Raw genomic sequence first — 26,167 nt, forward strand, 5'->3', positions numbered from 1 at the left:
ATGCTGGCACAGGGGGACATCGCGGCACTGCTGGAGGCGCGGCACGCCGACCCGTTCGCGGTGCTCGGTCTGCATGCCGATGCCGACGGCAAACTGTGGCTGCGCGCGCTGCTGCCGGGCGCGGAATCGGTGGAGGTGCTGGATGCCGCCAACGGCCGCGCGCTCACCGATCTGCTCCACCATCGCGACGGTTTCTTCGAGGCGCGCGTGCCGCTGCGGCGCAAGCGCTTCGACTACCGGCTGCGCGTGCGCTGGCAGAGCGGCGAAACCGGCACCTATTGCGACGCCTACGCCTTCGGCCCGCAGCTCGACGAAGACCAGCTCGCGGATTTCCGCGACGGCCGCGAACTGCGGCCGCATACCTTCCTCGGCGCGCACCCCTGCACCATCGCTGGCATCGACGGCGTGCGCTTCGCGGTGTGGGCCCCGAACGCGCGCCGCGTCAGCGTCGTCGGCGATTTCAACGGCTGGGACGGCCGCCGCCACCCGATGCGTCTGCGCCACACCGCCGGCGTGTGGGAAATCTTCGTGCCGCACGTCGTCACCGGCGATCTCTACAAGTTCGAACTGATCGCGGGCGACGGCACCCTGCTGCCGGCGAAGGCCGATCCTTTCGCACGTGCGTCGGAATTGCGTCCGGGCACCGCCAGCCGGGTCGCCGCGCCGATGCCGCCGCGCATGCTGCCGCCGGAGCGCGCCGCCGCCAACGATCGCCACGCGCCGATCAGCATCTACGAAGTGCATCCGGGCTCGTGGCGGCGCGATGCGCACGACGGCTTTCCCGACTGGGATGCGCTCGCCGCGCAGTTGCCGGCCTACGCCGCCGACCTCGGCTTCACCCACATCGAACTGCTGCCGGTGTCCGAGCATCCGTTCGACGGTTCCTGGGGCTATCAGACCCTGGGAATGTTCGCGCCGACCGCGCGCTTCGGCGCGCCCGAAGGTTTCGCGCGCTTCGTCGACGCCTGCCATGCGCGCGGGCTCGGCGTGCTGATCGACTGGGTGCCGGCGCATTTCCCGAAGGACGCGCACGGCCTCGCCCGCTTCGACGGCACCGCGCTGTTCGAATACGCCGACCCGAAGGAAGGCGAACACCGCGACTGGGGCACGCTGATCTACAACTTCGGCCGCACCGAAGTGCGCGCCTTCCTCGCCGGCAGCGCACTGCACTGGCTGGAGCAGTACGGCATCGACGGCCTGCGCGTGGACGCGGTGGCGTCGATGCTGTATCGCGACTACTCCCGCAACGAAGGCGAGTGGATTCCGAACGCGTTCGGCGGCCGCGAGAACCTCGAAGCGATCTCGCTGCTGCAGACGATCAACGCGCGGATCGGCGGCGACATGCCCGGCGCGATCACGCTGGCCGAAGAGTCCACCAGTTTTCCCGGCGTGTCCGCGCCCACGCACGTCGGCGGCCTCGGCTTCCACTACAAATGGAACATGGGCTGGATGAACGACACGCTGCGCTACGTGCACGAAGATCCCGTGCACCGGCGCTGGCATCACGACCTGATGACCTTCGGCCTGGTCTACGCCTTCAGCGAGAACTTCGTGCTGCCGCTGTCGCACGACGAAGTGGTGCACGGCAAGGGCTCGCTGCTGCAGAAGATGCCCGGCGACGACTGGCAGCGCTTCGCCAACCTGCGCGCCTATCTCGGCTTCATGTGGGGCCATCCGGGCAAGAAACTGCTGTTCATGGGCCAGGAATTCGCGCAGCCCCACGAATGGCGCCACGACGAAGCGCTGCCCTGGCATCTGCTGGAGGACGTGCGCCATGCCGGCATGCGCGATCTCGTCCGCGATCTCAACCGCGTCTATCGCGACATCCCGGCGCTGCACCGGCTCGACTGCGTCGCAGCCGGCTTCGCGTGGCTGGTCGGCGACGATCGCGACCAGTCGGTGTTCGCGTGGATCCGCCGCGACGGCGACGGCGGCAGCGCGCTGGTGATCTGCAATTTCACGCCGGTGCCGCGACAGGGCTATCGTCTCGGCGTGCCCGACGACGGCGCCGCCGCGTGGCGCGAAGCCCTCAACACCGACTCGCGCCACTACGGCGGCAGCGACCTCGGCAACGGCGCACAGGCGCTGCACGTCGAACAGGTGCCGGCCGGCGGCCACGCACGTTCGCTCGCGCTCACCCTGCCGCCGCTGTCGACGCTGATCCTGGTGCCGGCATGATCGACCATCGCCTGAACGCCGGTTTCTCGCCTTTCGCAGGAGCGACGCAAGTCGCGACCTGCCTGCGATCCGACGAACCCGGCCGTCCAGTCGCGACTTGCGTCGCTCCTACGAAAAGCCACCCTGCCCATGCCGTGGCCGCGCATCATGGCTGAGCCGTCGCCCATCGCGCTGCAAGCCGGCCGCTCCGCACCGCTGGGCGCGCATGTCGTGGATGGCGGCGTGAACTTCGCGGTGTTCTCGCAGCGCGCGAAGCGGATGGAACTGTGCGTGTTCGACGACGACGGCCGGCACGAACGCGCGCGCTGCGAACTGCCACATGTCGAGGACGGCGTGTTCGCCGGCGTGCTGCCCGATGCCGGCCCGGGCCTGGTCTACGGCTATCGCGCGCACGGCAGCTGGAAGCCGGAATCGGGCTATCGCTTCAATCCGCACAAGCTGCTGCTGGACCCGTACGCGCGCGAGATCGTCGGCCGCTTCGAATGGCGCTCCGAACACTTCGCCCATGCCAGCGGCCATCCGGACGGCGCGCGCGTCCTCGACACCCGCGACAACGCGGCGTTCGCGCTGAAGGCGCGGGTCGCCGCGCCCGATGCGCCGGCGTCGCGATCACCGCGGCAACCGCGCCGCGCGCTGTCGGAGCTGGTGCTGTACGAACTGCACGTCAAGGGCTTCACGATGACGTTGCCGGGCATCCCCGACGCGCTGCGCGGCACCTACGCCGCGCTGGCGCATCCGGCGGCGATCGCGCATCTGCAGCGGCTCGGCGTCACCGCGCTGTCGCTGTTGCCGGTACAGACCGCGCTGGACGAACAGGCGCTGCGCGCGCGCGGCCTCACCAACTACTGGGGCTACAACACGCTCGGCTTCTTCTGCCCCGACGCGCGTTACGCCCACGACCGCTCGCCCGGCGGCGCGATCGCCGAATTCAGGGCGATGGTCGCGACCCTGCAGGCCGCCGGCTTCGAGGTCGTGCTCGACGTGGTCTACAACCACACCGCCGAGGGCGACGAACACGGGCCGACGATTTCGTTCCGCGGTCTCGACAACGCCAGTTGGTACCGGCTGATGGCCGACGACCGCAGCCGCTGCGACAACGCCAGCGGCTGCGGCAACACGCTGCGGCTGATCCATCCGCGCGTGACCCAGTTCGTGCTCGACTCGCTGCGCTACTGGGTCGAAGTGATGGGCGTCGACGGTTTCCGTTTCGACCTCGCCCCCGCGCTGGGACGCACGCGCCACGGCTTCGATCCGACCGCGCCGTTCTGGATCGCGCTGCGCCAGGACCCGGTGTTGTCGCAGGTGCATCTGATCGCCGAGCCCTGGGACTGCGGCCACGACGGGTATCAACTGGGCCGTCTGCCCGGCCGCTTCCTCGAATGGAACGACCGCTTCCGCGACGCCGCGCGCGGCTACTGGCTCGGCCACGACGCCGGCGCGCAGGTCGGCCGCAGCGAGTTCGCGCGCCGCTTCACTGCGTCGAGCGATCTGTTCCACCACGGCCATCGCCTGCCCGCCGCCAGCGTCAATTTCGTCGCCGCGCACGACGGCCGCACGCTCGCCGATGTCGTGACCTATCGCGAGAAGCACAACCTCGCCAACGGCGAGCACAACCGCGACGGTCATTCGCACGAGGTCTGCGCGAACTTCGGCAGCGAAGGTCCGAGCGATCATCCGCAGCTCGTCGACACCCGCCGTCGCGTGCGCCGCGCGCTGCTCGCCACCGTGCTGCTCGCGCAGGGCACGCCGATGCTCTGCGCGGGCGACGAGTTCGGCAACAGCCAGCGCGGCAACAACAACGCCTATTGCCAGGACAACGCCACCGGCTGGCTGGACTGGCCGGCGCCTCGAGAAGCGGACGACGACATCGATTTCGTCGCTGCGCTCATCGCATTGCGTCGCGAGGACCCGCTGCTGCGCCATGCGCGCTGGTTCTCGCCGACGCCAGAGGCGCGCGAACCGGCGATCCATTGGCTGCGCCCCGATGGCGACGCGATGCAGGTGGACGACTGGCACGACGCGCATGCGCACGCCTTCGCCTGCCAGCTCGCGGCCGACGCCGCGTCGACGCCGCGCTGGTGCATCGTCTTCAATCCCGGCGCGCAGCCGGCCCGTTTCCGTCTGCCGCACGGCCCATGGCGGCTCGCCATCGACAGCAGCGGCACGCTCGACGCAGGACCAACCGCACAGGCCGCCGACGGCGCGCTTGAGGTACCGTCCCGCGCATTGCTGCTGCTGCGCCGCGCCATGCATGGCGATGAACCGCATTCCCAGGAGAGTGACCGATGATCGATCTCGAACAACGTGCGGCCGGCGTGCTGCTGCACGTGACGTCGTTGCCCGGCCCGCACGGCATCGGCGATTTCGGACCCGACGCCTATCGCTTCGTCGATTGGCTGCAGTCGGCCGGCCAGCGCATCTGGCAGTGGCTGCCGACCAATCCCATCGGTCCCGGCAATTCGCCCTACCAGAGCGTGTCCGCGTTCGCAGGCAGCCCGCTGATGGTCGCGCTGGAACCGCTGATCGGCGCCGGCTGGCTGCCCGCGCCGACCCTGCCCGACGGCGGCTTCGCACCGCATCAGGTCGACTTCGGCAAGGTCATCGGCTGGCGCCAGGCGCAGCTGCGCGCCGCGCATGCCGGCTTCATCGCGAAGGGCACCAAGACCGAACACGCCGCGTTCGCGCAGTGGTGCGAGGCGCAGGCCGACTGGCTCGACGACTACACCCTGTTCATGGCCCTGGAAACCGCGCACGACGGACAACCGTGGTGGCAGTGGCCGGCGCCGTTGTGCGCGCGCGACAAGGCCGCACTCGACACCGCGCGCAAACAGCACGCCGCCGAGATCGGATTCTGGGCCTTCGTGCAGTGGTGTTTCGACACCCAGTCGCACGCGCTCAAGACCTACGCCAACGCGCGCGGCATCGCGATCATGGGCGACCTGCCGATCTTCATCGCGCATCACAGTGCCGACTGCTGGTCGCGTCCCGATCTGTATCTGCTCGACGCCGCGCATCAACCCACGTCGGTCGCCGGCTGCCCGCCGGACGCGATGGCGCCCACCGGCCAGCGTTGGGGCAATCCGCTCTATCGCTGGGACCGGATGGCGAAAGAGGATTTCGCGTGGTGGACCGCACGCCTGCGCCGCGCGCTGGACCAGGCCGACGTGTTCCGCATCGATCACTTCCGCGGCTTCGCCGGCTATTACGAGATTCCGGCCACCTGCCCCACCGCCGAGGAAGGCGAGTGGCGCCCGGGCCCGGGCAAGGCGCTGTTCGACGCGATCGAACGCGTGCTCGGTCCCTTGCCGATCGTCGCCGAAGACCTCGGCCTGATCACGCCCGACGTGGTCGAACTGCGCGACGGCTGCGGCTTCCCCGGCATGAAGATCCTGCAGTTCGGCTTCGGCACCGACGCCACGGACGATTTCCTGCCGCACAACTGGGGCCGCCCCTTCGTCGCCTACACCGGCACCCACGACAACCACACCGTCCGCGGCTGGTGGCAGAGCGCACCCGCGCGCGAACGCGCCTACGCCGGCAGCTATCTCCCCGCCAGCGACGGCGATGTGCACTGGGCGATGATCCGCGCCTGCTGCAACTCCGTCGCCAACCTCGCCGTCTGCCAATTGCAGGACGTCCTCGGCCTCGGCGTCGAGCACCGCATGAACACACCCGGCACCGTCGGCGACCACAACTGGACCTGGCGTTTCACCTGGGACATGGTCGACGGCGAAGCCACCCGCGTCCTCGCCCTCATCACCGCCGCCAGCGGTCGCACACAGTTCGAACTCGCACGACTCCCATAGGGCGAGCCCGGCGCACCGGGTTTTTCGATTGACGAAATCGATTAATCCCCTCAAGCAAAAAGCGCCGGAAAACCGGCGCTTTTTCGTTGAAGCAGCTTCATACGCGATGTCATTCGATCGAGGTCAGGAAAACAAGACATACGCCCGTTGACACTCCGGAAACGCAGTGGCAGATTCGACCCGCAGCCACGTTTCGCAAGTCATACGCGATCGCGCAGGGACAGGACGACAGGGGGAAACGGTGATGGGCATTCTTCAGCGCTCGGGGTGAGCGCATCCATTGGATTCGAAGCGATGCGGCTGGCAATGCCGTCTGTGCGTACTCCTCGCGCAGTGGCGTCGCTCGCCGGCATCGGAAGGCGAACCCCGCGAATCGCGGAAGAAAAGGCACACGACGATTGATCAACGTCTTGTTTTCGCGGCCAGCATTAAGGCAGACGGCCGGACTCGCCGGCAGCGGATCAGGAAGTCGCCATATGTCGGCAAGGGCAATGCCCTTCGAAGCATATCGAGAATTCAAGGATTGATCTCATGATGATTTGGATAGAGAAACGTTGGCCTCAAGGCATATTGCTCGCAATCAGCCTCTGGCTGATTGGCGTATTCGACGCTCGCGCCGAAGCCACCGTTTACATGAGTCAGCGAATCGATCCCCTCAACTATAATTGCAACGAATTTCTAGACGAGCGAATCAAGAGCAACGATGTGCTCGAAGCTCCGGATCAGGCGCTTGAGTTCGAGCACTGCTTTCGTTTGCAGAAATTGGCGATGATCGCCAACCAGCGTATTGACGGAGCAGAACCCGAGTTTTACGTCGAGCGCGTACCCCGCTTCAAACTTCCAAAAGGCGCGACTTCGGATGTGCCCATCCTCCGCGTGGTGTTCCCTCAGCGTGTTTTCTTCGATACGGGGAAATCCTTCTTGCGCCCGGAAGCCGACCAGGTAGTTGACATCATCGTCTCAGCACTCAAGAAGGACGCCCCGGATGTGACTGTCTTCGTCGCTGGACATACCGACCCGCGCGGCGGTTCCGATTACAACTACAACCTGTCGATCGACCGTGCTTATGCCGTCGCGAAGAGAATCTTCGAGAAAGGCGGTATGTCGCGCAATCTCTGGTGGATAGGCTTCGGCGAGGACATGCCGCTCGTGCCCAATACCGGACCCACCGGGTGGGGATACAACCGTCGAGTCGAATTCCTGTTTTCGGGCACACCCGCCGCGATCGCGATCTGGATGGCCGACATGCAAATCGACGGCTTGTGCGCATCGAATTCTGAGTCCGATGCCAAACAGTGCAAGCGTGAACTGGCCCTCAAGAGCACCTACGAAGCGATCGAATTGCGTGAGGAAGAAAGCACACTGAACAGACCGACGCATGTTGCACGCCGCATCGAACCGGACGGATCCAAAGACGGCACCAATCCATCCCGCCCCCCCGATGCCGCCATCAACACGCGCCCCCAAGCCATTCGCGTATTGAACCCTGTTCCAGGCCGGCGATTCACCATCGATCCAACGCGAAGAACCGCGACACCGGGCAGATAAGACATTAGCTCCGGCTCGGAATCACAACCGGCCCGGAATCCGAATCCATTTCGTTAGTGCGGCCGCCATACCAAACAGGGGATGCCTGCGTGAATCAAGCTGCTGACAACATCGACACATATGCTTCAATCGACCTTGATGCACTACGGGCCGGACTCTTTTCCGGGCTCCAACAGGAAGCGACGACTAAAGAAATCTTCCTGAGCCAGGCAAACGACGACGGCTCTCCGGCCGAGGGGCTTCCGCCGTTCGCACTCAGTTGGTTCAACAACCATATCGCGCCTAAGCGCGTTCTGGCGATCGCGGAGGTCGCGAACGAAGCCAGGAGAATCACCCTCGACGGTGGCGACGATGGCGTCCTCGAGCCGCTTGCACTGGGGAGCGCGCAACGTCGCCGCACGAAAGATCTTGCCACAGCAACTCAGGAATTCATACACAAGAATTCGGCCTTGATCGAGCGGCACAACCAACTCGAAACCGTCTATGTTCGCCACAGGAACAACGAAGGCCGAGAAGCGAAGACGCCCAGCTTGCTAGCGCTTTCGATCCTGTTTCTGGTGGTGCTGATTCCCGAAAGCGCGCTCAACTACGAGAGCTTCCGCGTGGCGCCTATGATCCGATCAGCCGCCATGGCATCCGGCATCACCTTGATCGTCGGCATGGCGATTGCTTTCGGCGGCCACTCCCTTGGCATCTTCATTCGGCGCTTCAATTATTACCGCCGAGGCAACGACAATATTCGACGGAACTCCGGATGGCCGATGCTCTGGATGGGATTGGGGTGCCTGATCCTGGCACTTGCGGCAGTGGCTGTCGCCCGCTATCACTTCATCCTGCCGAAGATCGCGGAGATGATCGCACTGGGCAACGAACCGCCGAACATCTACAGCTCGGTCGCCGGCCTGATGCTTGGAAACCTGCTCTGCTTCCTGCTCACCGCCATGGTTGCTTTCGTGATGCACGACCCCAATCCCGAGTATGAATCGGCAGCGAGAGACCTCGGCAAGAGAAAGAAGGAACTCATGAAACGGAGTTCCAGATTAAATGGCATGCGCAAGGAAATCGATCGTCGCCTTGAGTCCGATCGCCACGCTATCCGCCAGAAAAACCGGGCGATGATAGGAAAACCCGGCTACGCCACAGTACTCCAGCGTTTCGAGCGCATTCGCGCCATGGATCAAAAAGTGATCGCCATGCTGCAGGACTATCGCAGGCAATTGGCGGAGCGCCTGCAACCCGGCACGACCGTTTCGATGAAAGACTTCTCAGGCGATCCGTTGCGTACCGTTCGCCATTTCAGCAGCAAGGAGTTCGCCGCCCACCCCCTTCAGCTCTGGATGTTTGACGACTGATCGGACCAAAAGGACTTTCCATGCACCGCAAATCCATCTTCCTCGCGCCCCTAATTCTCATTCTTGCAGGCACCGGCTGTACAGATGACGGCACGTCTCCTCCCGGCAAGGCCGACAAGCCAATGCAGCGAATGGATCAGTTCTGCACGATGCCGGGAATGAGCACTCCCTTTCGTCAGACTTTCATCGTGATAGACGAAAAAAAACTTCTGGGCACGAAGAGCCCGCAGGAATTCAACGAAAAGAATGCGCGCACCAGGGATGCCGTATTGGCATTCACCGACCCGGCGCTGGCGGTGGAGTACGGCAAGTCCGCCGCCAGAGAGCGCGTGACACTGATTCTTGCGCCTTCAGACGGCTCGGCGCCGAAAAAGATTTTCACCGGGTGTCTGCCTGCGCTCTCATCGGCAGATCGGCAGAAGATCAAAGAGAAGGAATCTTCAATGTCGAATTTCTTTACCGGAGGATCAGAGCAGGACATAAACGAAGCGGCTTCGAACTTTCGATCCCGCGTCGTTGCATCTCTTCTCAATGCCTCGAAGGAAAATTCTTTCGAGCCGCCATCCGATAGCCGCGTATTCCAAAGCCTTGCGGCCGGAGGGTCCATTTACAGGGAAGTGGAAACGGTTCCTCGCATCATCATCATCTCCGACCACCTCCTCGACGACGTGCCGACCGACCTGACCAAAGCACGTCAAGCGGGATTGATCTTTGGAGCCAAGCAGAAAACGCAGCTTGGAAATGCCGAGATCCTAGTCGTCGGCGATGGCAGCCAATCTGAATCCGCCCGAGGTTATCTCTCATCGTCCTTCCTGGCGATGGGCGCAAACCTGAACAGCTGGTCAGAGGACTCGGAAAGCCTGTCGGCGACGCCCGCACCGACCAAAATCCTCCGCTATTCGGGCGAGGCATTTGTCGTCGGCACCTCATACCGCGAGATCATCAACATCCGTATCGCGCTTGATCAGAACAACCAACTCGTCAATTCTTGGGTAATTCTTCCGGGAAGCCCTCAAGGCATCCCGATGACAGGCGGCGGCGCTTGCAAAACCGATGGCAGCTGCGAGTTGCGTTCGGATAGTGGCTTGTTCGCACAAGCCTGGATCGCCTCGCGAGGCGCAGAGCCCGCATTCGACGATGCCATGCCTTTCGGCGGAATGCGGAGCTGGGAGATCAGCCTTAAAAACGAAAAGCTTGTCGGAAGGATATATGACGCCGCTATCGCTCGTGTGCTGATACAGGGGCAGGATGACTTCAAAATCGAAGCTAGTCTTGTTCAAAACGCAGATTTCTAGGATGGAGGAAAATATATGCGCTTCGCGAATGGAATAACGCTGTCTTTTGCATTGATGGCAGTCGCAGCCACGGCCCTTACTGCATGCGCCACCATGCCTAATGACCGGAGGCCGCTCACTTCCGAGCAGAAAATCATCCGATGCGTTGCGATGGTCGCCGGCGGCGCAGCCTTGGCCAAGGCGCTCGGGGGAGATGCGCGGGATGGCGCTCTGGTAGGCGCTGCATCCTGCGGTGTCTGGCTGTTGTTCAACAACAAGCGAGACAAAAAATATATCGCCGATGCGAGCCTGAATGCGATGAAGACGGGTCAACCCCAGCGAGCAGAATGGCGTGGCGATGACGGCCGCGGACGCGCTGTAAATGTCACGTTCGACGGTACAATGCAGCCCTCTGCTTCGTACAAGTCTGCAAAAGATACAGGCATTTACTGCCGGACGCTGAATGTTCAAGTCCAGGCCGATGGCTCGCGTGCAGACACATCTCAGGATGTCTGGTGCCGCACTGCCGACGGGAACTTCGTACCGCGAAACCAGTTATCCGTCTGAAGACGCCTGAACCAACCCACGCCAAGGAAAGAACATGTCCCTATCCACCCATCTCTTCCCTCGTTTGCTCCCCCTCGCTGCGGTCGGACAGGAACGCGCGACGCACGCATCGCTGGACGCAATGGTAGGTGCCTGCGGCATTGGGTGGGGCGATGCGGGATCGAGTCATGCGGTCATGTTCCGCATGCGCCGGGAGCTGCGCTGTCGGAAAACACCGTAAGCGTCTGTCAGGCAATCCCCAACTTTGAGTGTCGTTCTGCTTCTTTCTACGACCGCCAGCGGTCGCACGCAGTTCGAACTCGCACGACTCCCATAGGGTGCGCTCCGGCCTGAGGTATCCCCACATTTTTTCAATGTGGATCAACGCGATGAATTGACTTCGGCGCAGTGATGCGCGCATGGCGCGGTTATTCTCGGGTTGTCTATGCCTGAGATCCGCGCCATGCACGCACAACGGATTCTGTGCCAATCACTGTCGGGTGTGCTAGCCCCGATGCACGCCCGCCGACGCCGGGTCCTGCTCCAGGCCCTGCAGGCGCTGATCGATGGGCGCCGTCTGAGCATGACCAACCTGTCGCGTTCCTGGCCGGGTGCGACGTTCTCGCATGCGCCGCTGAAGGCGGTGGATCGGCTGCTGAGCAATGTCCATGTCCAGCAGTCGATCCTGCCGTTGAGCCGGGCCATGAGCGCATGGTTGCTCAGGGCCCCGCGCCCTGTGCTGGTGGTGGATTGGGTCGACCTGCGACGCGACGGGGGCTGGTGCACCTTGCGGGCGGCGACACCGGCCGCAGGGCGCACGGTGACGGTCTACGAACGCATCTATCCGATCGTGCGCATCAATACGCCGGCGGCCGAGCGCGAGTTTCTGGCCATGCTGGCCCAGGTCATGCCTGAAGGCGTACGACCGATCGTGGTGACGGACGCTGGTTTCCGGAGCGGCTGGTTCCGTGCGGCGGCCGGATATGGATGGGATTACATCGGTCGGGTCAGGAACAACGTCAAGATCAGGGACGATGCGAACTCGAACTGGCGCCCCTGCGCGACGCTGCATGCGCAGGCACGTGCGCGCCCGGAAGATCGCGGCCAGCACCAGATCGTGCAGGGCGAACCGATGCCCAGTCGACTGATCCGGATACGACGAGAACGCAAACAGCGGGATCAGCTGACTCGGTCCGGGCAACCGCAGCAGGGCACCGTGGCGCGCAGAGCGCGCAAGGCCGCGCGCGAGCCGTGGATCCTGGCGACGTCGCTGCCATCGGATCAAGGCAAGGCTGCCCAGGCGGTGGCGATGTACGGCAAGCGCATGCAGATCGAGGAATCGTTCCGGGATCTGAAGAGCCACCTCTATGGCATGGGTTTCGAAGACTGCCAGACGCGCAACGAGCGCAGATTGTCGGTGTTGCTGTTGCTGAACATGCTGGCGGGGTTCACGGCATGGCTGTTGGGATTGGCGTTGGCGCAAGGAGCCGTGAAGGTAGACCCGATGGCTGCCCGACCTTCACTGCTGCACAGCTACTCAGTTTTCAGAAGAGCGTTGGAGTGGTTGCGAATGTCAATCTGGCCACCAACGCTGACCGATGCGGTCAACGCGGTACTGCGGCGTTTTATCGAAACCGCTTCAATCGCAGCATGAAATGTGGGGATACCTCAGGCTCCGGCGCACCGAAACTTTTTGATCGATGAAAAATCAATTGCCCAGTGCGCGCAGCACTGGGACCTCAGCCCCTGCGCGCCTGCTGCGCGCGAGCGCGTGTCTGCCCCCGTCGGTCGCGTCCGGCGCGTTGCGCCGGAGGCACGGGTTTCGACCCCGAATATCGACAGACTTGAAAGCGCCTACTGAATGGGGGGCGGTTCGCTTTCCAGGCTTGGCGAATCGGATTCCTCTTCCGATGCCTTGGAATACTTGTCGAAAAGACGCATGTATTTCCGGTGGCTTTCGTTGTCCCACTGGAATCCGGTCAAGTGCTCGTCCAACCCGATGGAGTTCATCAGTTCGTCCGGAATCGCGGCGGCGGACTTTTTGACCGGCGCCGGCGCCTCGCCCGGCAACTCCTTCTTCAGCCCGAAACTGTAGGGCTCGAGTTGCCCCATGTGATGGGTCGCGTGCTGCGCCTTCTCAAGGTACTTCCGCCCGAGTTTCGGATACACGCCGGGGATGTACTGATGCGTGGCGATGTCCTTCTGCACGATCAGGGTGAGAAATGCGAACGTCGCGATGGGATTCAGGAAGAAGGTGGGAAACGCGATCAGGTAGCGAACGAAGCCTTCGAGATGTCCGTTTCCGGCGACGGCGATGAGTCCGCTCGGGATCGCGTCGTGGTGCGTGCCGTGCAGATAGATGAACTCCAGTTCGGAGTTGTGCCCCAGCCAATGGTCGCGATAGAACCAGTCGTTCACGACCTTCAGGTACCAGGACTCCGTGAACACGTTGAGTACCAGCGCCAAGGGCAACGCCAGGACTGAGAATTCGAAATGCGTGATGATGAGATACCACGGCGCCAGGGTCACGATATGCGCCAGCAAGCCGGTGAAGTAGGCGTGGAAGATCTCCAGAACGACATTGTCGCGCCTCGAGAACGCCTTCTTCCATGATGTTTCCATCAGGAAGTCCCGGACCAGCACCCGCTCGCGCAGATGAGCGACGAGGATGACGGTCCTGTAGATCGTGATGCCGCCGAGGTGGATGTAGAAGAGCCACAGCGCGATATTGCGCATCAACCCCACGTGGTGCGGCAGATCCGGCGTGATGCGGATGATGTAGTTTTCCAGCAGCAGCACCGCGACCGCGAAGAAGTACACCGGTTTGATGTTCTGGATCTTGTACACGATCATGTAGAGCGCGTCCTGCGGCCTGCGCAGCAGGAGCGGCACCGCCGCCTCCACCCCGTGCCTCAAAGCGAAGGCGACGATCATGTAGACGCAGAGGGCGATCGTGACCCAGGACAGCACGTGGGTCGGGCCGTAGATGAAATAGAGCGCCACCCCGCAGATCACGGTCATCAGGGTGTAATCGAAGAAGTCCTTGCCCCGGTAGGTCGTCCTCGGCCTTTTCACGCCGTACAGCTTGTGGAAATGGGTTGGATCGGCGGTTGTCATGACTGTCCTTCCTTGATGAATAAAGCTTCCGTGGCACAACGTTGCATCGATCGATCAGTTCCTGACGACCGTCCATCCGGCATCGATCCGGACAACCGCAGCCAGCGGTGGCGGCCCTGGACCAGCGCCACTCCGCACGAGCCATCTTGGCAAACGGCCGAAGATCCGAGTGCGAACCGATCTGCCTGAATGCCGACAGAAACACTGCTCATCGGCGACTGCAAGGAGATCAGCACGACCCACTTGCGATCTCGCAGGCGATACCGCTCGGACCCGAACTTCAACTGCGACATTTCGACCTTACCGGATATCGCAGCGCGTGCATAGTATGCGCGACTGCGCATCAAGCAGAGTGCCACGATCACGATTCAGCGAATAAACGCCATGAAAACACGGCATGAAAGAATTTCTTTCGAACATGACGATTCGATGAAACGACACGAAGGCGAAAAATCGCGTCAATAAACGGTCGAGACCAAGCACGAAAATCCTGTCGGCGTAAATTTTATTGAAACACCTGTTGAGAATCGGGAAATTTTCGTGACCTCATCGAAAACGATTGCAACAGAAAAACGATATTCATTCTCGCTCGAACCGCGCCGGATACCCATGCCGAGGAAGACCGATGCGTTTCATCACTCGACGTTCATCTTGCGCGCAGCCTTCTCTGCCAAGCAGCGATGCATCCACCGCTCGCCGGCAGTGAAACCTCGACGACGCGAGGGCCGCCCCCCCATGCCTGAAACAACCGTGGTGGATGCCGTCGCAACGGCACCTTGTATTCGGCAGCAGACCGCCGCGTGCAGAACCGATCCTTCTGCTGCGAATGAATGCTTTTCCTGTTTCCTCCCCACGCACTCGGGATCATCGGCCGCAAGCACAGCTGTTCCGTGATTGGAGAGGCCGCATGCCGATCCGATCGGCGAGTTCTGCGGGGGTGCCGCATGCGCTCGACGTCCATCGCCCGGGATGCGCATCCGAATGTTGCGCTGTGCCGGGACTGGCCGACCTGCGGCAGGGACTACGGGATCATCGAATACGACACACCCGCGCGAGGTCATGGGTGCCGATGACGCGCCATGTCGGCCTGACAGTCAGCGCGGCCGGCATTGCGTGGGGACCGGATGCGCCACGCCCTGAAACCTGAACGCCAAATTGCGATACCGTATCTCCCTCATCCCTTCTCGATCTGCCCTCATGGCCATCTGGATCGCCCTCATCGTCGTCTTCGTCGGTCTGTTCGTGGTGTACACCGCTTCGCGCGCATCGGGGTCGAATCGCAAGTCCGGGAGCAGCGACAGCTACACCAGCAGCGACAGCGCATCGTGGAACGACCGCAACGACGATTGCGACAACAACGACAGCGGCGGTTCCGACAGCTGCGACGCGGGCGGCGATAGCGGAGGTGGTGGCGACGGTGGCGGTGGCGGCGGAGACTGAGTTCCGGCACGATCGCCGCATGCATCACGCCGACCACTATCGGGCCATCGTCGATTTCATCGCCGGCATCGGCCTGGACATCGCCGAAGAGACGCTGCCCGCGGACACCTTCCTGCCCGGCGTCGCGCTGCGCGACGGCGGACTGGTGGTCGACCCGAACGCGCTGGTCTGGCCCGGGGATCTGTTGCACGAGGCCGGTCATCTGGCGGTGCTGCCCGCGGCGATGCGGGACAAGGCGAACGACGATCTGGCCGTGGAATTCGGCGTCGACCATGCGGGCGAACTCGAAGCGATGGCCTGGGCCTGGGCGGCGGTGGTCGAGATCGGGCTGCCGCCGGACGTGCTGATCCACGAGGGCGGTTACAACGGCAAATCGCGCGATCTGCTGCAGATGTACACCTTCGGCGTGTATCCCGGGCTGCAGGGCCTGTGCGCCGCCGGCCTGACCGCCGCGCCCGGCTTCGCGCCAGAACCGCTGCCGGTGCGTTATCCGCAGATGCTGCGTTGGCTGCGGGATTGAACGCCACCCATGGGAACCGCCGCATGGATCTGTTTCGACTGCCGCAGTGCGGTGCGGCGCCACACGCAATACGAGGGCGACGTGCCCTGCCCGAACTGCGGCAGGTTGTGCGCGTATCTGGGCTATAGGATTCCGGTCCCGCCGAAGCGCAAGCGGCGCGAGTGGGCCGCGCTGCATGCGCAGCTCTTGCGTGAAAAGAGACGTCGCGAGATGGTCGAATATCTGACCCGCGACCATGCGCGCACGGCGCTGCAGCGGGAAATCGACCGACTGGAAGCCAAAGGTCCGAATCCTGGACGCGCCTCGATGATCAGGCGTTTGCGACGGAGGCTCGCCTGGCTTGATGCCTGAACCGCCATGCAAGGCAGTAGGAGGGCTGCTAGCATTCCCCCTCCGATACGCGCTCGCTCATGACATGCCGCCACCTCCGCTGCCGCGCAAGAAACCCTTCGTGCTCTTCCTCGTGATCGGCTTCGCGCTGCTGGCGTTGCTATCCCAGTCTCTTCAGATCCTCAAGGCGATTTCGGCATTTTCCGAGCAAGGCGCGACCGCATTGATCGGAACCATTCTGATCGGGGGGCTCGTCATCGCATTTTCCGGGGCGATGCTGAACACGTTGTCGGGCAACAGAATGCGGAACCCTGCGCTGCTCAAAGTCTACCTGTGGTGCATGTTGCTGATCTTTCCGGTCACCAACATCGCCAAGTCCTTCGGGCTGTATCATCAGTCGCACCCCACCCCGCCTGAACTGCTTTTGTTGGCAGCCGCCGCGGAGATCGCCCGCTATCTCATCCCCATCATCCTGCTGGTCTGGACCGCCAACAGCCGTTCGCTTCGCGATTATTTCGCAACGGCGCGGTGAGGATCCGTTTTGCGTGACAACCGGGCGCGATTTCGATCAGAAGCAAAAGCCCCGGGTCTCGGCTTTGCCGAGACCCGGGCTACGCGTTTGCCGACCCTGTCGCATGCCGATCGAAAGCGTTTCGATCGTCGCGGCGCTGATTCGATCGTCAAAACGGCGGGCTTGAGCCCGCCCTACGGCTTCGATGCGAAACGCGTCGCGAAGCGTTCGCGCAGCAGATTCTTCTGCACCTTGCCCATGGTGTTGCGGGGCAGTTCGGGCAGGATCTCCAGCGCCTTCGGCTGTTTGTAGCGCGCGAGGTGCTCGCGCAGGACGGCGTCGATCGCGGCCAAGTCCAGCGTCGCTCCCGGCTGCGGCACCAGCACCGCCACCACCGCTTCGCCGAAATCCGGATGCGGGACGCCGATCACCGCGGATTCGAGCACGCCGGGCTGTTCGTCGAGCAGCAGTTCGACTTCCTTCGGATAGACGTTGAAGCCGCCGGTGATGATCAGGTCCTTCTGGCGGCCGACGAGGGTGAGATAACCGTCGTCGGCGAGCACGCCGAGATCGCCGGTGACGAAGAAACCGTCGTCGCGGAACTCGTCGCGGGTCTTCTCCGGGAGGTTCCAGTAGCCCTTGAACACGTTGGGCCCGCGCACCTCGACCATGCCGGTTTCGCCTGCCGCCAGCGATGTGCCGGACTCGGGATCGACCACGCGCACGTCCACGCCTGGCAGCGCCCGGCCGACGGTACCCGCACGACGATCGCCGTCGTACGGATTCGACGTGTTCATGTTGGTTTCGGTCATGCCGTAGCGTTCGAGGATGCGATGGCCGGTGCGCGCCTCGAACGCGACGTGGGTTTCCGCCAGCAGCGGCGCCGAGCCCGACACGAACAGGCGCATGCCTGCGACGAGGTCGCGGTCGAAACGCGCGTCGTCGAGCAGGCGCGTGTAGAACGTGGGCACGCCCATCAACACCGTCGACTGCGGCAGCAGGCGCAGGATCGCGTCGAGATCGAAGCCCGGCAGGAAGCGCATCGTCGCGCCGGCGATCAGCGACACGTTGCTGGCGACGAACAGGCCGTGGGTGTGGAAGATCGGCAGCGCGTGCAGCAGGACGTCGTCCGCGCCGAAGCGCCATTCGCGCGCGAGCGTTTCCGCATTCGACAGCAGATTGCCGTGGCTGAGCATCGCGCCCTTCGAACGCCCGGTGGTGCCGGAGGTGTACAGCAGGGCGGCGAGATCGTCGACGCCGCGCGAGGCGACCGCGATCGCATCGTCCTGCGCATCGCAGATGTCGCGAAAACCGCCGCGGCCGGCGGCGTCGAGGGTCATGATCGCGGCGCCATGCTTCGCCGCGATCGGCGCCAGCGCATCGGCCTTGCCCGGGTCGGCCAGCAGCAGCCGCGGCGTCGCGTCGCCGACGAAGTAATCGACTTCGGCCGGCGTGTATGCGGTGTTGAGCGGCAGGAACACCGCGCCCGTCGCGACCGTCGCGCCGTAGAGCGCGAGCGCTTCGGGCGTCTTCGCCACCTGGGCCGCGATCCGGTCGCCGGCGACGACGCCGCGCGCGCGCAGCGCGTTGGCGGCGCGATGGACCATGGCGAGAAATGCCGCGCCGCCGATCGCGGTGCCGTCGGCGAGGATCAGGCAATGCGGGCGCGCGGCGAGCGGTGCGAACAGGCGGTCGTAGAGAGGATTGGCCACGGAAACATCCTGTTGCATCAGAAAGACGGCGTTGCAGCGAGCCCGACATGCTAATGCGTCGCGGCTCATCGTGCGCGTGCCCGAGGCCGCAACTGCGACCATGGTCGACGATGCGCCGGATTGCGCTTGAAAAAGCAGGGCGCTGCTGATAACCATATCGCCAGCGGGAGGCACCCGAGAGCATAAGCGCGGGGTGTCGACAGGAGGCCCGCGCAGGTGCCCGGCATCGGAACGCCGGGGATGGAAAGGATTCCGGTGGCCCACGGCCGCCGACAGTACGGCATTGCCTGCCGGCAGGGGTGGCATGGACGCGATACCGGTTCGCGAGAATCAGGACCAGAACGATCTGGTCTGTCATTGCGCGGGCGTCGGCCGTGCCCGCATCAAGGCCGCCATCGCCACCGCGCCGGCCTCCACGCTCGAATCCCTCGGCAGCCAGCTCGGCTGCGGCGTGCATTGCGGCTGTTGCCGGCCGCTGGTGCAGGAACTGCTGGGCGAATCGCCCTGGTACGAAGTCGCGAACGCGACCCGCACCACCCTCACCGACGGCCGCTTCCCGCAGCGCAGCATCGTGCAGCTGGACCTGCAGCTGGTGGGCTTTCCGCCCTATCCGCAGGCGAAGCCGGCGCAGCATGTGGTGCTGCAGGCGTGGATCGACGACGCCTGGATCACGCGCACCTACACGGTGGTGAAGCAGTCCGAGGATGGCAATACGGTCAGCATCGCGATGCGTCGCCTGCCCTACGGCGAACTGACGACGCGCCTGCTCGATGCCGACGAAACCATCTTCGCCGCGATCCCCATGCGCATCGCGGTGCCGGCCGGCGAAGCCGATCCGGCCGACGGTCGACCGGTGGTGTGCTTCGTGGCCGGCGTCGGCGTGACCCTCGCGCTGTCGCTGCTCAACGGTCGCCCGCCGGGACAGATGCTGCACGTGGACTACAGCGCGTCGTATCGCGGCGATATGGTCTATGCCGACCGCATCGAGGCCTCGGCGTCGGGCAGCCGCGAAGTGAGCTGCTTCCTGCGTGCCGACGACGTCGACGGCCATATCGACGACGAGGACATCCGGCAGACCGTGCAGGCGTTTCCCGGCGCGCGCTTCTACGTCTGCGGGCCGCAGGGCTACACCGGGAACGTGGTCGACGGTCTGCGCAACGCCGGCGTGCCCGATGCCGACGTGCGGGTGGAAGCGTTCTTCCTGAAATCGCATGCGAAACCGCGACGCAGCGTGCGCCGGCTCGCCTATGCCGCCGGACTGGCGGTGGCCTTCCTGCCGCTGTTGCTGTTGGCGCCGGCACTGGCGAAGTACGTCCCGAACGCAGCGCACAACCCGGGCCACGCAGACCTGGCCTGCACCGATTGCCATCGCGACGCCCCGGGCACGATGCGGCAGCAGTTGCAGGCCAAGGCGAAACATCTGCTGGGACTGCGCGGCCATAGTGATTTCGGCATGCGTGCGGTCGGCAACCCGACCTGCATCGGCTGCCACGACAATCCCGACGATCGCCATCCCGCGCATCGCTTCCTGGAGCCGCGATTCGAAGCCGCGCGACGCAGGCTCGCCCCCGAGCAGTGCGTGAGCTGCCATCGCGAACACACCGGCAGCCGCGTCAGCCAGACCGACAGCGGCTTCTGCGCGGCCTGCCACAGCGACACGCAGGTGAAGGACGACCCCACGACACCGACCCATGCCGTGCTGTTCGCCGAAGAACGCTGGGACACCTGCCTGACCTGCCACGACTTCCACGGCAACCACGCTCACGACGCGCCCGACGATCTCGACGACGCGCTGGCGCCGGGCGTCGTCGCCGCCTATCTCCAGCACGCCGATTCGCCCTACGGCGAGACCGTCGTGAAAGCCAAGCAGCCGGAGACCGCGCAATGACGCTGCCGAAGATTCCCCGCTCCGTACTCGCCCTCGCCGCATTGGCCGTGGCCGGCATCTATTTCTTCGTCACCGCCCCGGCCGACCTCGACGACGCCAGCGCCACGCGCGACGTGCCGGTCGAGACCCTGTTCCGCCTGCTCGACGCGGAGAACGCATCGATCCGCGCGATCTACACCGGCGAGATCGTCACCCCGGGCCTGAAGATCGGGCTGAAATATCGCGAAGACTGGAAGACGAAGGACATACATGCCGGCCCGCTGCCGGCGCTGCTGCTGCGCGAAACCGCCAACCGCCTGCAACAGCGCGTCCCCGAGGTCAATCTCTTCCTCGGGTCAACCTATCCGATCGAAGCGTCGAACATGTTCAAGGGCGCGCAGTCGACGTATTTCGCGGCGATCGAACGCGATCGCAAGCCTCGGTTCTTCCGCGACGAAAGCACCGGACGCTACACCGCGATGTTCCCCGACATCGCCTCGGCGCCGGCCTGCGTCAGCTGCCACAACGACCATGCGAAGAGTCCGCGCAAGGACTGGAAGCAGAACGACGTGATGGGCGCCACGACCTGGTCCTTCGCGAGGAAGACGCTGTCGACCGACGAGGTGATCGAGATCCTCGCCGCCTACCGCGCTTCGGCGATGGACGCCTATGGCGCGTATCTGAAGAAGTCCGCGAGCTTCGACGCGGCGACGCGCCCGCAACTGGGCGCGCGCTGGCCGAAGGAGGGCCTGTATCTGCCCGACGCGGAGGCCTTCCGCAAACGCGTGGAGGAAAAGAATTCGATCGCCTCGCTGAACCTGTTGCTGCAGACGCGCGCAGCGGCGGATCGCGTCGATGCGCAGCGCAGGGTCGCCAAGGGCGCCGCGCCATCGCCCGGGGGCGGCGCCGGCGCACCGGACAACGCGGGCACCGCGCCGTGAGCGCCTCGCTGCAACGCAACGCCGCCGCATCGAAGTCCGTCTATCAGACCGCGCTGGTCGCGGCGTCGTGGTGCGGCCTGGTGGGCGTCGTGGTGTCGTGCATCGCCTGGCTGTGGGCACCGAGCCTGCAGTCGCTGCTGGCACTGCAGCGGATGGACGCGTACAAGCAGGCCACCGGCTATGTGCTGGTCGGTCTGCTCGGTTTCGATCTTTCGCTGGCGCTGATCAAGCGGCGCCTGATCGGCGGGCGCGCGCAGCGCACGCTGCAACTGGCGCACCGCATTCTCGGTCTGACCATGCTGGCGATGCTGGTGCTGCATGCGGGATTCGCGCACGCGGGCTTCCTGCACGCCACGTTCGCGGTGACGATGCTGGTGGTGGTCGCCGGCGCGCTGCTGAATCTGCTGCCGGCACATCGCCTGGGCAGCTGGGGGCAGTGGACCACCGCGATACACATCGGCGCCGGCTGCCTGCTCGCGGCGCTCGCGCTGATGCATCTGTATTTCGTCTACACCTACGCGGGCTGACGACACCGACCAAGGGAGGCGGGCACGCACCCGATATCCGCACGACATGTCGCGCGTCACGTTTTGTCGCGCGCGCGCGACCGCTCGTCGGGACATCGCCGCCATGAACGTCCACGGCAGCGGGAAGGCGGTGCATCCTTCGTCCCGGTCGATGCGCCAACCACGGCGCATCGATATCTTGGATCCCCGCTCAAGGAGAGCACACATGACACATCCGTTCCGCACCGCGCTGGCCGCGCTGGCCCTCATCGCCTGCGCATGGCTGCCAGGCACCGCGTCCGCCCAGGGCGTCTTGATGGGCAGCGCCGATCTCGACGGCGACAACGTCGCCGAAACGGTCTACAACAACGGTTCCTACATCACCGTCAGGAACACCAGCGGCAGCAGCTACAACTACCAGATCAGCACCGGCTCGTGGGCCCTGCTGTACGGCAACTTCACCAGCGTGCAGGACCTCGACGGCACGCCGGGCGCCGAGATCCCGATCAACATCGGCGGCGCGCTGAAGGTCATCAACCACAATTCGCGCAGCAGCTACAACTACCAGATCAGCACCGGCTCGTGGGCCGCGTCGCCCGGCGGCATCACCGACCTCAACGGCATCGCCGGCAACGAGATCCTGATCGTGGCGTATGACTCCCTGAAGGTCGTCGACCATCGGGCGCGCAGCACCAGTTCGCAGCCGATGTCCGGCACCTACGCCGTCGCGGTCTACGGCATCAGGGACCTGGACGGCCAGCCCGGCGCCGAGGTCCCGATCGCCAACGGCTCCGCGTTGCGCGTCTACAACTACCGCACCCGCAGCATGAGCAGCACGCCGGTCAGCAGCGGCAGTTGGGCGATCTGCAACGACCCCGGCATCCCCAACTGCGTCAGCGACCTCAACGGCACCGCCGGCGCCGAACTGATCCTGATCCTGCCCAACTACATCAGCGTCTACAGCTACGTCACCGGGTCGATGAGCAATTACATCATCAACGCCCAGTACGCGATCCTCAGCGACGGCGTGCGCCAGTTCGACGGCACCACCGGCAACGAGATCGCGGTCGCGCGCAGCGACGGCAACATCAACATCATCTACCCGCGCACCGGCACCGTGCAGTACATCAACGGCAGCAACACCTTCGGCAGCTGGTGGTCGCTGCTGAACTACGCCAACCTCGATGGCGTGGCCGGCGACGAGATCCGCGTCCGCAACAACGGCACGGCCCGCAACTACCGAATCTATCCGCGCAGCGGGTCGGTGGTGGCCGAATAATGCCTCCCGCGGGTGCGCGCAACGCGCACCCGCTTCCGGCCGGGCGTGGACAGCACGCCCGCGCATCCGGCGCCTGCCGCTCACGGCGTGAAGTCGACCGCCGCGCGCCCGCATCTAGAGCGTGCTCTGCACTTTTTCATGTGCCGCGTTGCGCAGCCTGTGGCGCCGAGACAAGGTTCCGCGGCGCAGCCTTGGCTCAGGCCCGTAGACGGCCTTCGCGGCACATGAAAAAGTGCATAACACGCTCTAAGCTGATCCTCTTCGTCCGCGGATTCCGCTGATCCTTTCGGAAACCCGCGCGCCGCATCCTTCAGGACATCATGGTCGACAGCGGCATCGTCGACGGCCCATCGCGTCGAGCGGATTCCATCGTCCCCCTTCCATGCAAGGAATCGCTCACATGACGGCACTCGTCAGGATCTTCGCAGCCGCACTGCTGCTGTTCGCCTGCACCGACGTCTCCGCGGCCAAACGCGCGAACTTCGGCGGCACCATCCACTTCATCCATTCCTACGGCACTACCGACGGCAATAATCCGAACAACACCTGGTACGTCCCCGCGCAGAACCTGAGGACGCCCGTCGCCTTCTACCATCTCAATCCGAAGCTCGTGCAGTCGCAAATCTATTCGCTGAAGGCCAGCGGCCAGACCGGCTACGGCCTCATCCTCCACCACTCGAGCATCGGAGATTGCGAATACAACGCCTGCAACGACGGCGTCTACGACGGCGTGTGGGGCGAGGTCATCGACGACTCGCAATACGCGATGCGCCCGCAGCATCGCGCCAACCTCAAGGCCGTCATCGGCACCGCGCTCGACGCCGGGTTCCGGCGGATCTACATCCGCTTCGGCTACAACAACAATCCGGACGGCTGGACGCAATGGAACGAGACCCGCTACCAGCAGGCCTGGAATTTCATCGTCGACGCGCGCAACGCCGCCCGCGAGGAAGTGAACAGCCGCGGCCTGTCGCACCTGTACGCGTCGCCGAACAACATCCTGATCTTCGACCTAGGCGGCGAATCCGGCGGCCTCAGCGGCGGCCAGCTCGAACCGTTCATGGTGCGCCTGTGGCAGGACTACACCTATTCGTTCGGCAACGACGACACCGTCGGCTATTCGATCGCCTGGGCGCCCGGCCGCTTCGCCCGGCTGAAGAACCTGCTGGCGACCACCGGCGTGCTGCCGAAGATGTGGGGCGTCGACATCTACGACGACATGACCACCGGCTTCGGCCAGATGTACAACGAGATGGGCCCGCTGCGGAACCAGCCGATCCATCTGATCGAAACCTATTTCAACCGAGCGCAGACCGCGCAGGAAGCGCAGGCGGCGCTGAACCAGAACGAGTTCCTGAACATCACGTTCTTCGGACAATGGCCGACCGCACCGGGGGCGGCGCACTTCTCGCGGCCGGTGGTCGATTCGCTCATCACCACCACCACGTTCTCGAACTATCAGACGACGATGCTCGGCGTCCGCAAGATGCACATCACGTCCAGCAACGCCGACTTCCTGGGCGTGAAGGACATCGACTGCACCACCAAGGCCAGCTTCCCGTGCAGCGTCGGCCTGCGCTGGGCCAAGCCGCCGACCGGCAGGAAGTACGGCATCTACGTCCGCATTCCGGGCGGCACGTCGCTGGTGCATTGCGAAGCGGCGGCGGGCAGCTCGACCATTCCGTGGATCTCGCTCAACCCGGACTACAAGTTCGACATCTACGAGATCAACGCGGCCACCTGCAACCACCCGAGCCCGAATCCGGGCGCGATTCTGCGGGCGACGGCCGAAGCCACACCGTTCTGAGTCCGCACTGCGACATCCGTCCATCCGCGGCCGCCCCGTTCCACCGGGCGGCCGTTCCGCCGGCCGCGCCAATCCGCGGCGAGTCTGACAAGATAGGGGAATGAACAACCCCCTCGACGCCATCCCCTTCGACATCATCGTCTTCGGCGCCACCGGCTTCACCGGCCGGCTGGTCGCCGAATATCTCAACAAGACCTACGGCGTCGGCGGCGACGTGCGCTGGGCCATGGCCGGACGCAGCGCGGCCCGGCTGGCCGAAGTCCGCGACGCCCTCGGCATCGACGCGGCCCTGCCGCTGCTGGTCGCCGACGCCAGCGATCCCGCCGCACTGGCCGATCTGGTCCGGCAGACCCGGGTGGTGCTGACCACCGTCGGCCCCTATCAGACCTACGGCGAACCGCTGATCCACGCCTGCGCCGACGCCGGCACCGATTACGTCGACCTCTGCGGCGAACCGGGCTGGATGGCGAAGATGATCCCCGAACTGCAGGACAAGGCCCGCGCCAGCGGCGCGCGCATCGTGTTCTCCTGCGGCTTCGACTCGATTCCGTTCGATCTGGGCGTGGCCTACGTCCAGCACGAATCGCAGCAACGCCTCGGCGCGCCGCTGCAGCGCGTGCATGGCCGGGTGAAGGTGCTGAAGGGCACCTTCTCCGGCGGCACCGTGGCCAGCATGCTGGCCACCATCGAAGCCACGAAGCACGCGCCCGCGCTGCGTCGCGCGCTGGTCGATCCGTTCGCGCTGACCCCCGGCTTCAAGGGCCCGCGCCAGCCCAACGACCACGTCGCCGAATACGACATGCTGGCGAAGAGCTGGACCGCGCCGTTCGTGATGGCGCTGATCAACACCAAGAACGTGCACCGCAGTCATGCCCTGCTCGGCCACCCGTGGGGCACCGACTTCGTCTACAGCGAGCGCATGCTCACCGGCGACGGCCCCGCGGGCGAGAAGCGCGCCAGGAAGATGCTGCGGCAGTCGAAGCTGCAGAACCTGATGCTCGCCTTCGCGCCGACCCGCGCCCTGCTGCGCCGTTTTTCGCTGCCCAAGCCCGGCGAAGGCCCGAGCCTCGAACAGCGCGAAAAGGGCCGTCACGAAACGCTGTTCTTCGGCCAGACCGCCGACGGCCGCACGCTCACCGCCAGCGTCGCCGGCGACCGCGACCCCGGCTACGGCTCCACCTCGAAGATGATCGCCGAAGCCGCGCTCTGCCTCGCCCGTGACGTCGATCGCAGCCGCACGCCCGGCGGCGTGTGGACACCCGCGGCGGCGATGGGCATGACCCTCGTGGAACGCCTGCAGGCGAAGGCGGGATTGACGTTCAAGGTCGTCGAAGGCTGACCTTCCGTCCCGGTCGAGCGGCCTTCGGGCCGCCGCCGGTCGCGCGCATCATCGCGACGCGTCCGTATGACGACATGCCCATCGCGCATGTCGT

The 26,167-nt window shown here is 64.6% G+C and carries 20 protein-coding genes; 18 read left to right on the forward strand and 2 right to left on the reverse strand.

What is annotated here, in order from left to right; translation table 11 throughout:
* The 8 genes from glgB (at position 1) to ABD974_RS16070 (ending at position 12,358) form a co-directional block, all read left to right on the forward strand.
* A complete protein-coding gene (gene glgB / locus ABD974_RS16035; RefSeq protein WP_345304339.1) occupies positions 1-2,178 on the forward strand; it encodes a 1,4-alpha-glucan branching protein GlgB in 2,178 nt (725 codons plus the stop codon).
* Positions 2,179-2,325: 147 nt separating this feature from the next.
* Entirely contained in the window at positions 2,326-4,467 is a 2,142-nt protein-coding gene (gene glgX / locus ABD974_RS16040) for a glycogen debranching protein GlgX (protein ID WP_345304340.1), read from the forward strand.
* Complete coding sequence (gene malQ / locus ABD974_RS16045; protein ID WP_345304341.1) at positions 4,464-5,984, forward strand: 4-alpha-glucanotransferase; 1,521 nt, start codon at positions 4,464-4,466, stop codon at positions 5,982-5,984. The genes glgX and malQ overlap by 4 nt, the downstream gene beginning before the upstream one ends.
* 531 nt (positions 5,985-6,515) lie before the next feature.
* On the forward strand, positions 6,516-7,532 hold the full coding sequence (locus ABD974_RS16050) for an OmpA family protein (RefSeq protein WP_345304342.1): 1,017 nt from the start codon (positions 6,516-6,518) through the stop codon (positions 7,530-7,532).
* An 89-nt stretch (positions 7,533-7,621) separates the two neighbouring features.
* Complete coding sequence (locus tag ABD974_RS16055; RefSeq protein WP_345304343.1) at positions 7,622-8,884, forward strand: hypothetical protein; 1,263 nt, start codon at positions 7,622-7,624, stop codon at positions 8,882-8,884.
* Positions 8,885-8,904: 20 nt separating this feature from the next.
* Positions 8,905-10,179: a hypothetical protein gene (locus ABD974_RS16060; RefSeq protein WP_345304344.1), complete on the forward strand. Its 1,275-nt coding sequence runs from the start codon at positions 8,905-8,907 to the stop codon at positions 10,177-10,179.
* A 15-nt stretch (positions 10,180-10,194) separates the two neighbouring features.
* Entirely contained in the window at positions 10,195-10,725 is a 531-nt protein-coding gene (locus ABD974_RS16065) for a hypothetical protein (RefSeq protein WP_345304345.1), read from the forward strand.
* A 424-nt stretch (positions 10,726-11,149) separates the two neighbouring features.
* Positions 11,150-12,358, forward strand: coding sequence for an IS4 family transposase (locus ABD974_RS16070; RefSeq protein WP_345304346.1), 1,209 nt, complete (start codon positions 11,150-11,152; stop codon positions 12,356-12,358).
* Positions 12,359-12,558: 200 nt separating this feature from the next.
* On the opposite strand, the gene ABD974_RS16075 is transcribed toward ABD974_RS16070, so the two are convergent.
* Positions 12,559-13,821, reverse strand: a complete 1,263-nt coding sequence (locus tag ABD974_RS16075; protein ID WP_345304347.1) for a hypothetical protein — start codon at positions 13,819-13,821, stop codon at positions 12,559-12,561.
* A 1,197-nt stretch (positions 13,822-15,018) separates the two neighbouring features.
* Between ABD974_RS16075 and ABD974_RS16080 the strand changes: the two genes are divergently transcribed.
* The 4 genes from ABD974_RS16080 (at position 15,019) to ABD974_RS16095 (ending at position 16,643) form a co-directional block, all read left to right on the forward strand.
* Positions 15,019-15,261, forward strand: a complete 243-nt coding sequence (locus tag ABD974_RS16080; RefSeq protein WP_345304348.1) for a hypothetical protein — start codon at positions 15,019-15,021, stop codon at positions 15,259-15,261.
* Between the two features lie 19 nt (positions 15,262-15,280).
* A complete protein-coding gene (locus ABD974_RS16085) occupies positions 15,281-15,781 on the forward strand; it encodes a hypothetical protein (protein WP_345304349.1) in 501 nt (166 codons plus the stop codon).
* Between the two features lie 9 nt (positions 15,782-15,790).
* On the forward strand, positions 15,791-16,132 hold the full coding sequence (locus ABD974_RS16090; RefSeq protein ID WP_345304350.1) for a hypothetical protein: 342 nt from the start codon (positions 15,791-15,793) through the stop codon (positions 16,130-16,132).
* A 64-nt stretch (positions 16,133-16,196) separates the two neighbouring features.
* Positions 16,197-16,643 (forward strand): hypothetical protein, encoded by a 447-nt coding sequence (locus ABD974_RS16095; protein WP_345304351.1) that lies wholly within the window; start codon positions 16,197-16,199, stop codon positions 16,641-16,643.
* A 173-nt stretch (positions 16,644-16,816) separates the two neighbouring features.
* Here ABD974_RS16095 and ABD974_RS16100 read toward each other — a convergent pair whose 3' ends face one another.
* Positions 16,817-18,334: a malonate--CoA ligase gene (locus ABD974_RS16100; protein WP_345304352.1), complete on the reverse strand. Its 1,518-nt coding sequence runs from the start codon at positions 18,332-18,334 to the stop codon at positions 16,817-16,819.
* A gap of 304 nt (positions 18,335-18,638) precedes the next feature.
* On the opposite strand from ABD974_RS16100, the gene ABD974_RS16105 reads away from it, so the two are divergent.
* From ABD974_RS16105 to ABD974_RS16130, 6 genes are all read left to right on the forward strand, one after another.
* Positions 18,639-20,222 carry a (2Fe-2S)-binding protein gene (locus tag ABD974_RS16105; RefSeq protein ID WP_345304353.1) on the forward strand — a complete coding sequence of 528 codons (1,584 nt, stop codon included), beginning with the start codon at positions 18,639-18,641 and terminating at the stop codon, positions 20,220-20,222.
* Positions 20,219-21,142 carry a c-type heme family protein gene (locus ABD974_RS16110; protein WP_345304354.1) on the forward strand — a complete coding sequence of 308 codons (924 nt, stop codon included), beginning with the start codon at positions 20,219-20,221 and terminating at the stop codon, positions 21,140-21,142. The genes ABD974_RS16105 and ABD974_RS16110 overlap by 4 nt, the downstream gene beginning before the upstream one ends.
* The gene (locus ABD974_RS16115; protein ID WP_345304355.1) at positions 21,139-21,669 is read left to right on the forward strand and encodes a hypothetical protein; all 531 of its coding nucleotides are present in this window, start codon (positions 21,139-21,141) and stop codon (positions 21,667-21,669) included. Before ABD974_RS16110 ends, ABD974_RS16115 begins: the two co-directional genes overlap by 4 nt.
* Positions 21,670-21,874: 205 nt before the next feature.
* Entirely contained in the window at positions 21,875-22,927 is a 1,053-nt protein-coding gene (locus ABD974_RS16120) for a PA5033 family protein (RefSeq protein ID WP_345304356.1), read from the forward strand.
* Between the two features lie 400 nt (positions 22,928-23,327).
* Positions 23,328-24,734 (forward strand): hypothetical protein, encoded by a 1,407-nt coding sequence (locus ABD974_RS16125; protein ID WP_345304357.1) that lies wholly within the window; start codon positions 23,328-23,330, stop codon positions 24,732-24,734.
* 100 nt (positions 24,735-24,834) lie between these two features.
* Positions 24,835-26,073, forward strand: coding sequence for a saccharopine dehydrogenase family protein (locus ABD974_RS16130; protein WP_345304358.1), 1,239 nt, complete (start codon positions 24,835-24,837; stop codon positions 26,071-26,073).
* Positions 26,074-26,167: the final 94 nt, after the last annotated feature.

This window comes from Lysobacter hankyongensis (genome assembly GCF_039543145.1).
In the GTDB taxonomy this organism is placed as follows: domain Bacteria; phylum Pseudomonadota; class Gammaproteobacteria; order Xanthomonadales; family Xanthomonadaceae; genus Lysobacter_I; species Lysobacter_I hankyongensis.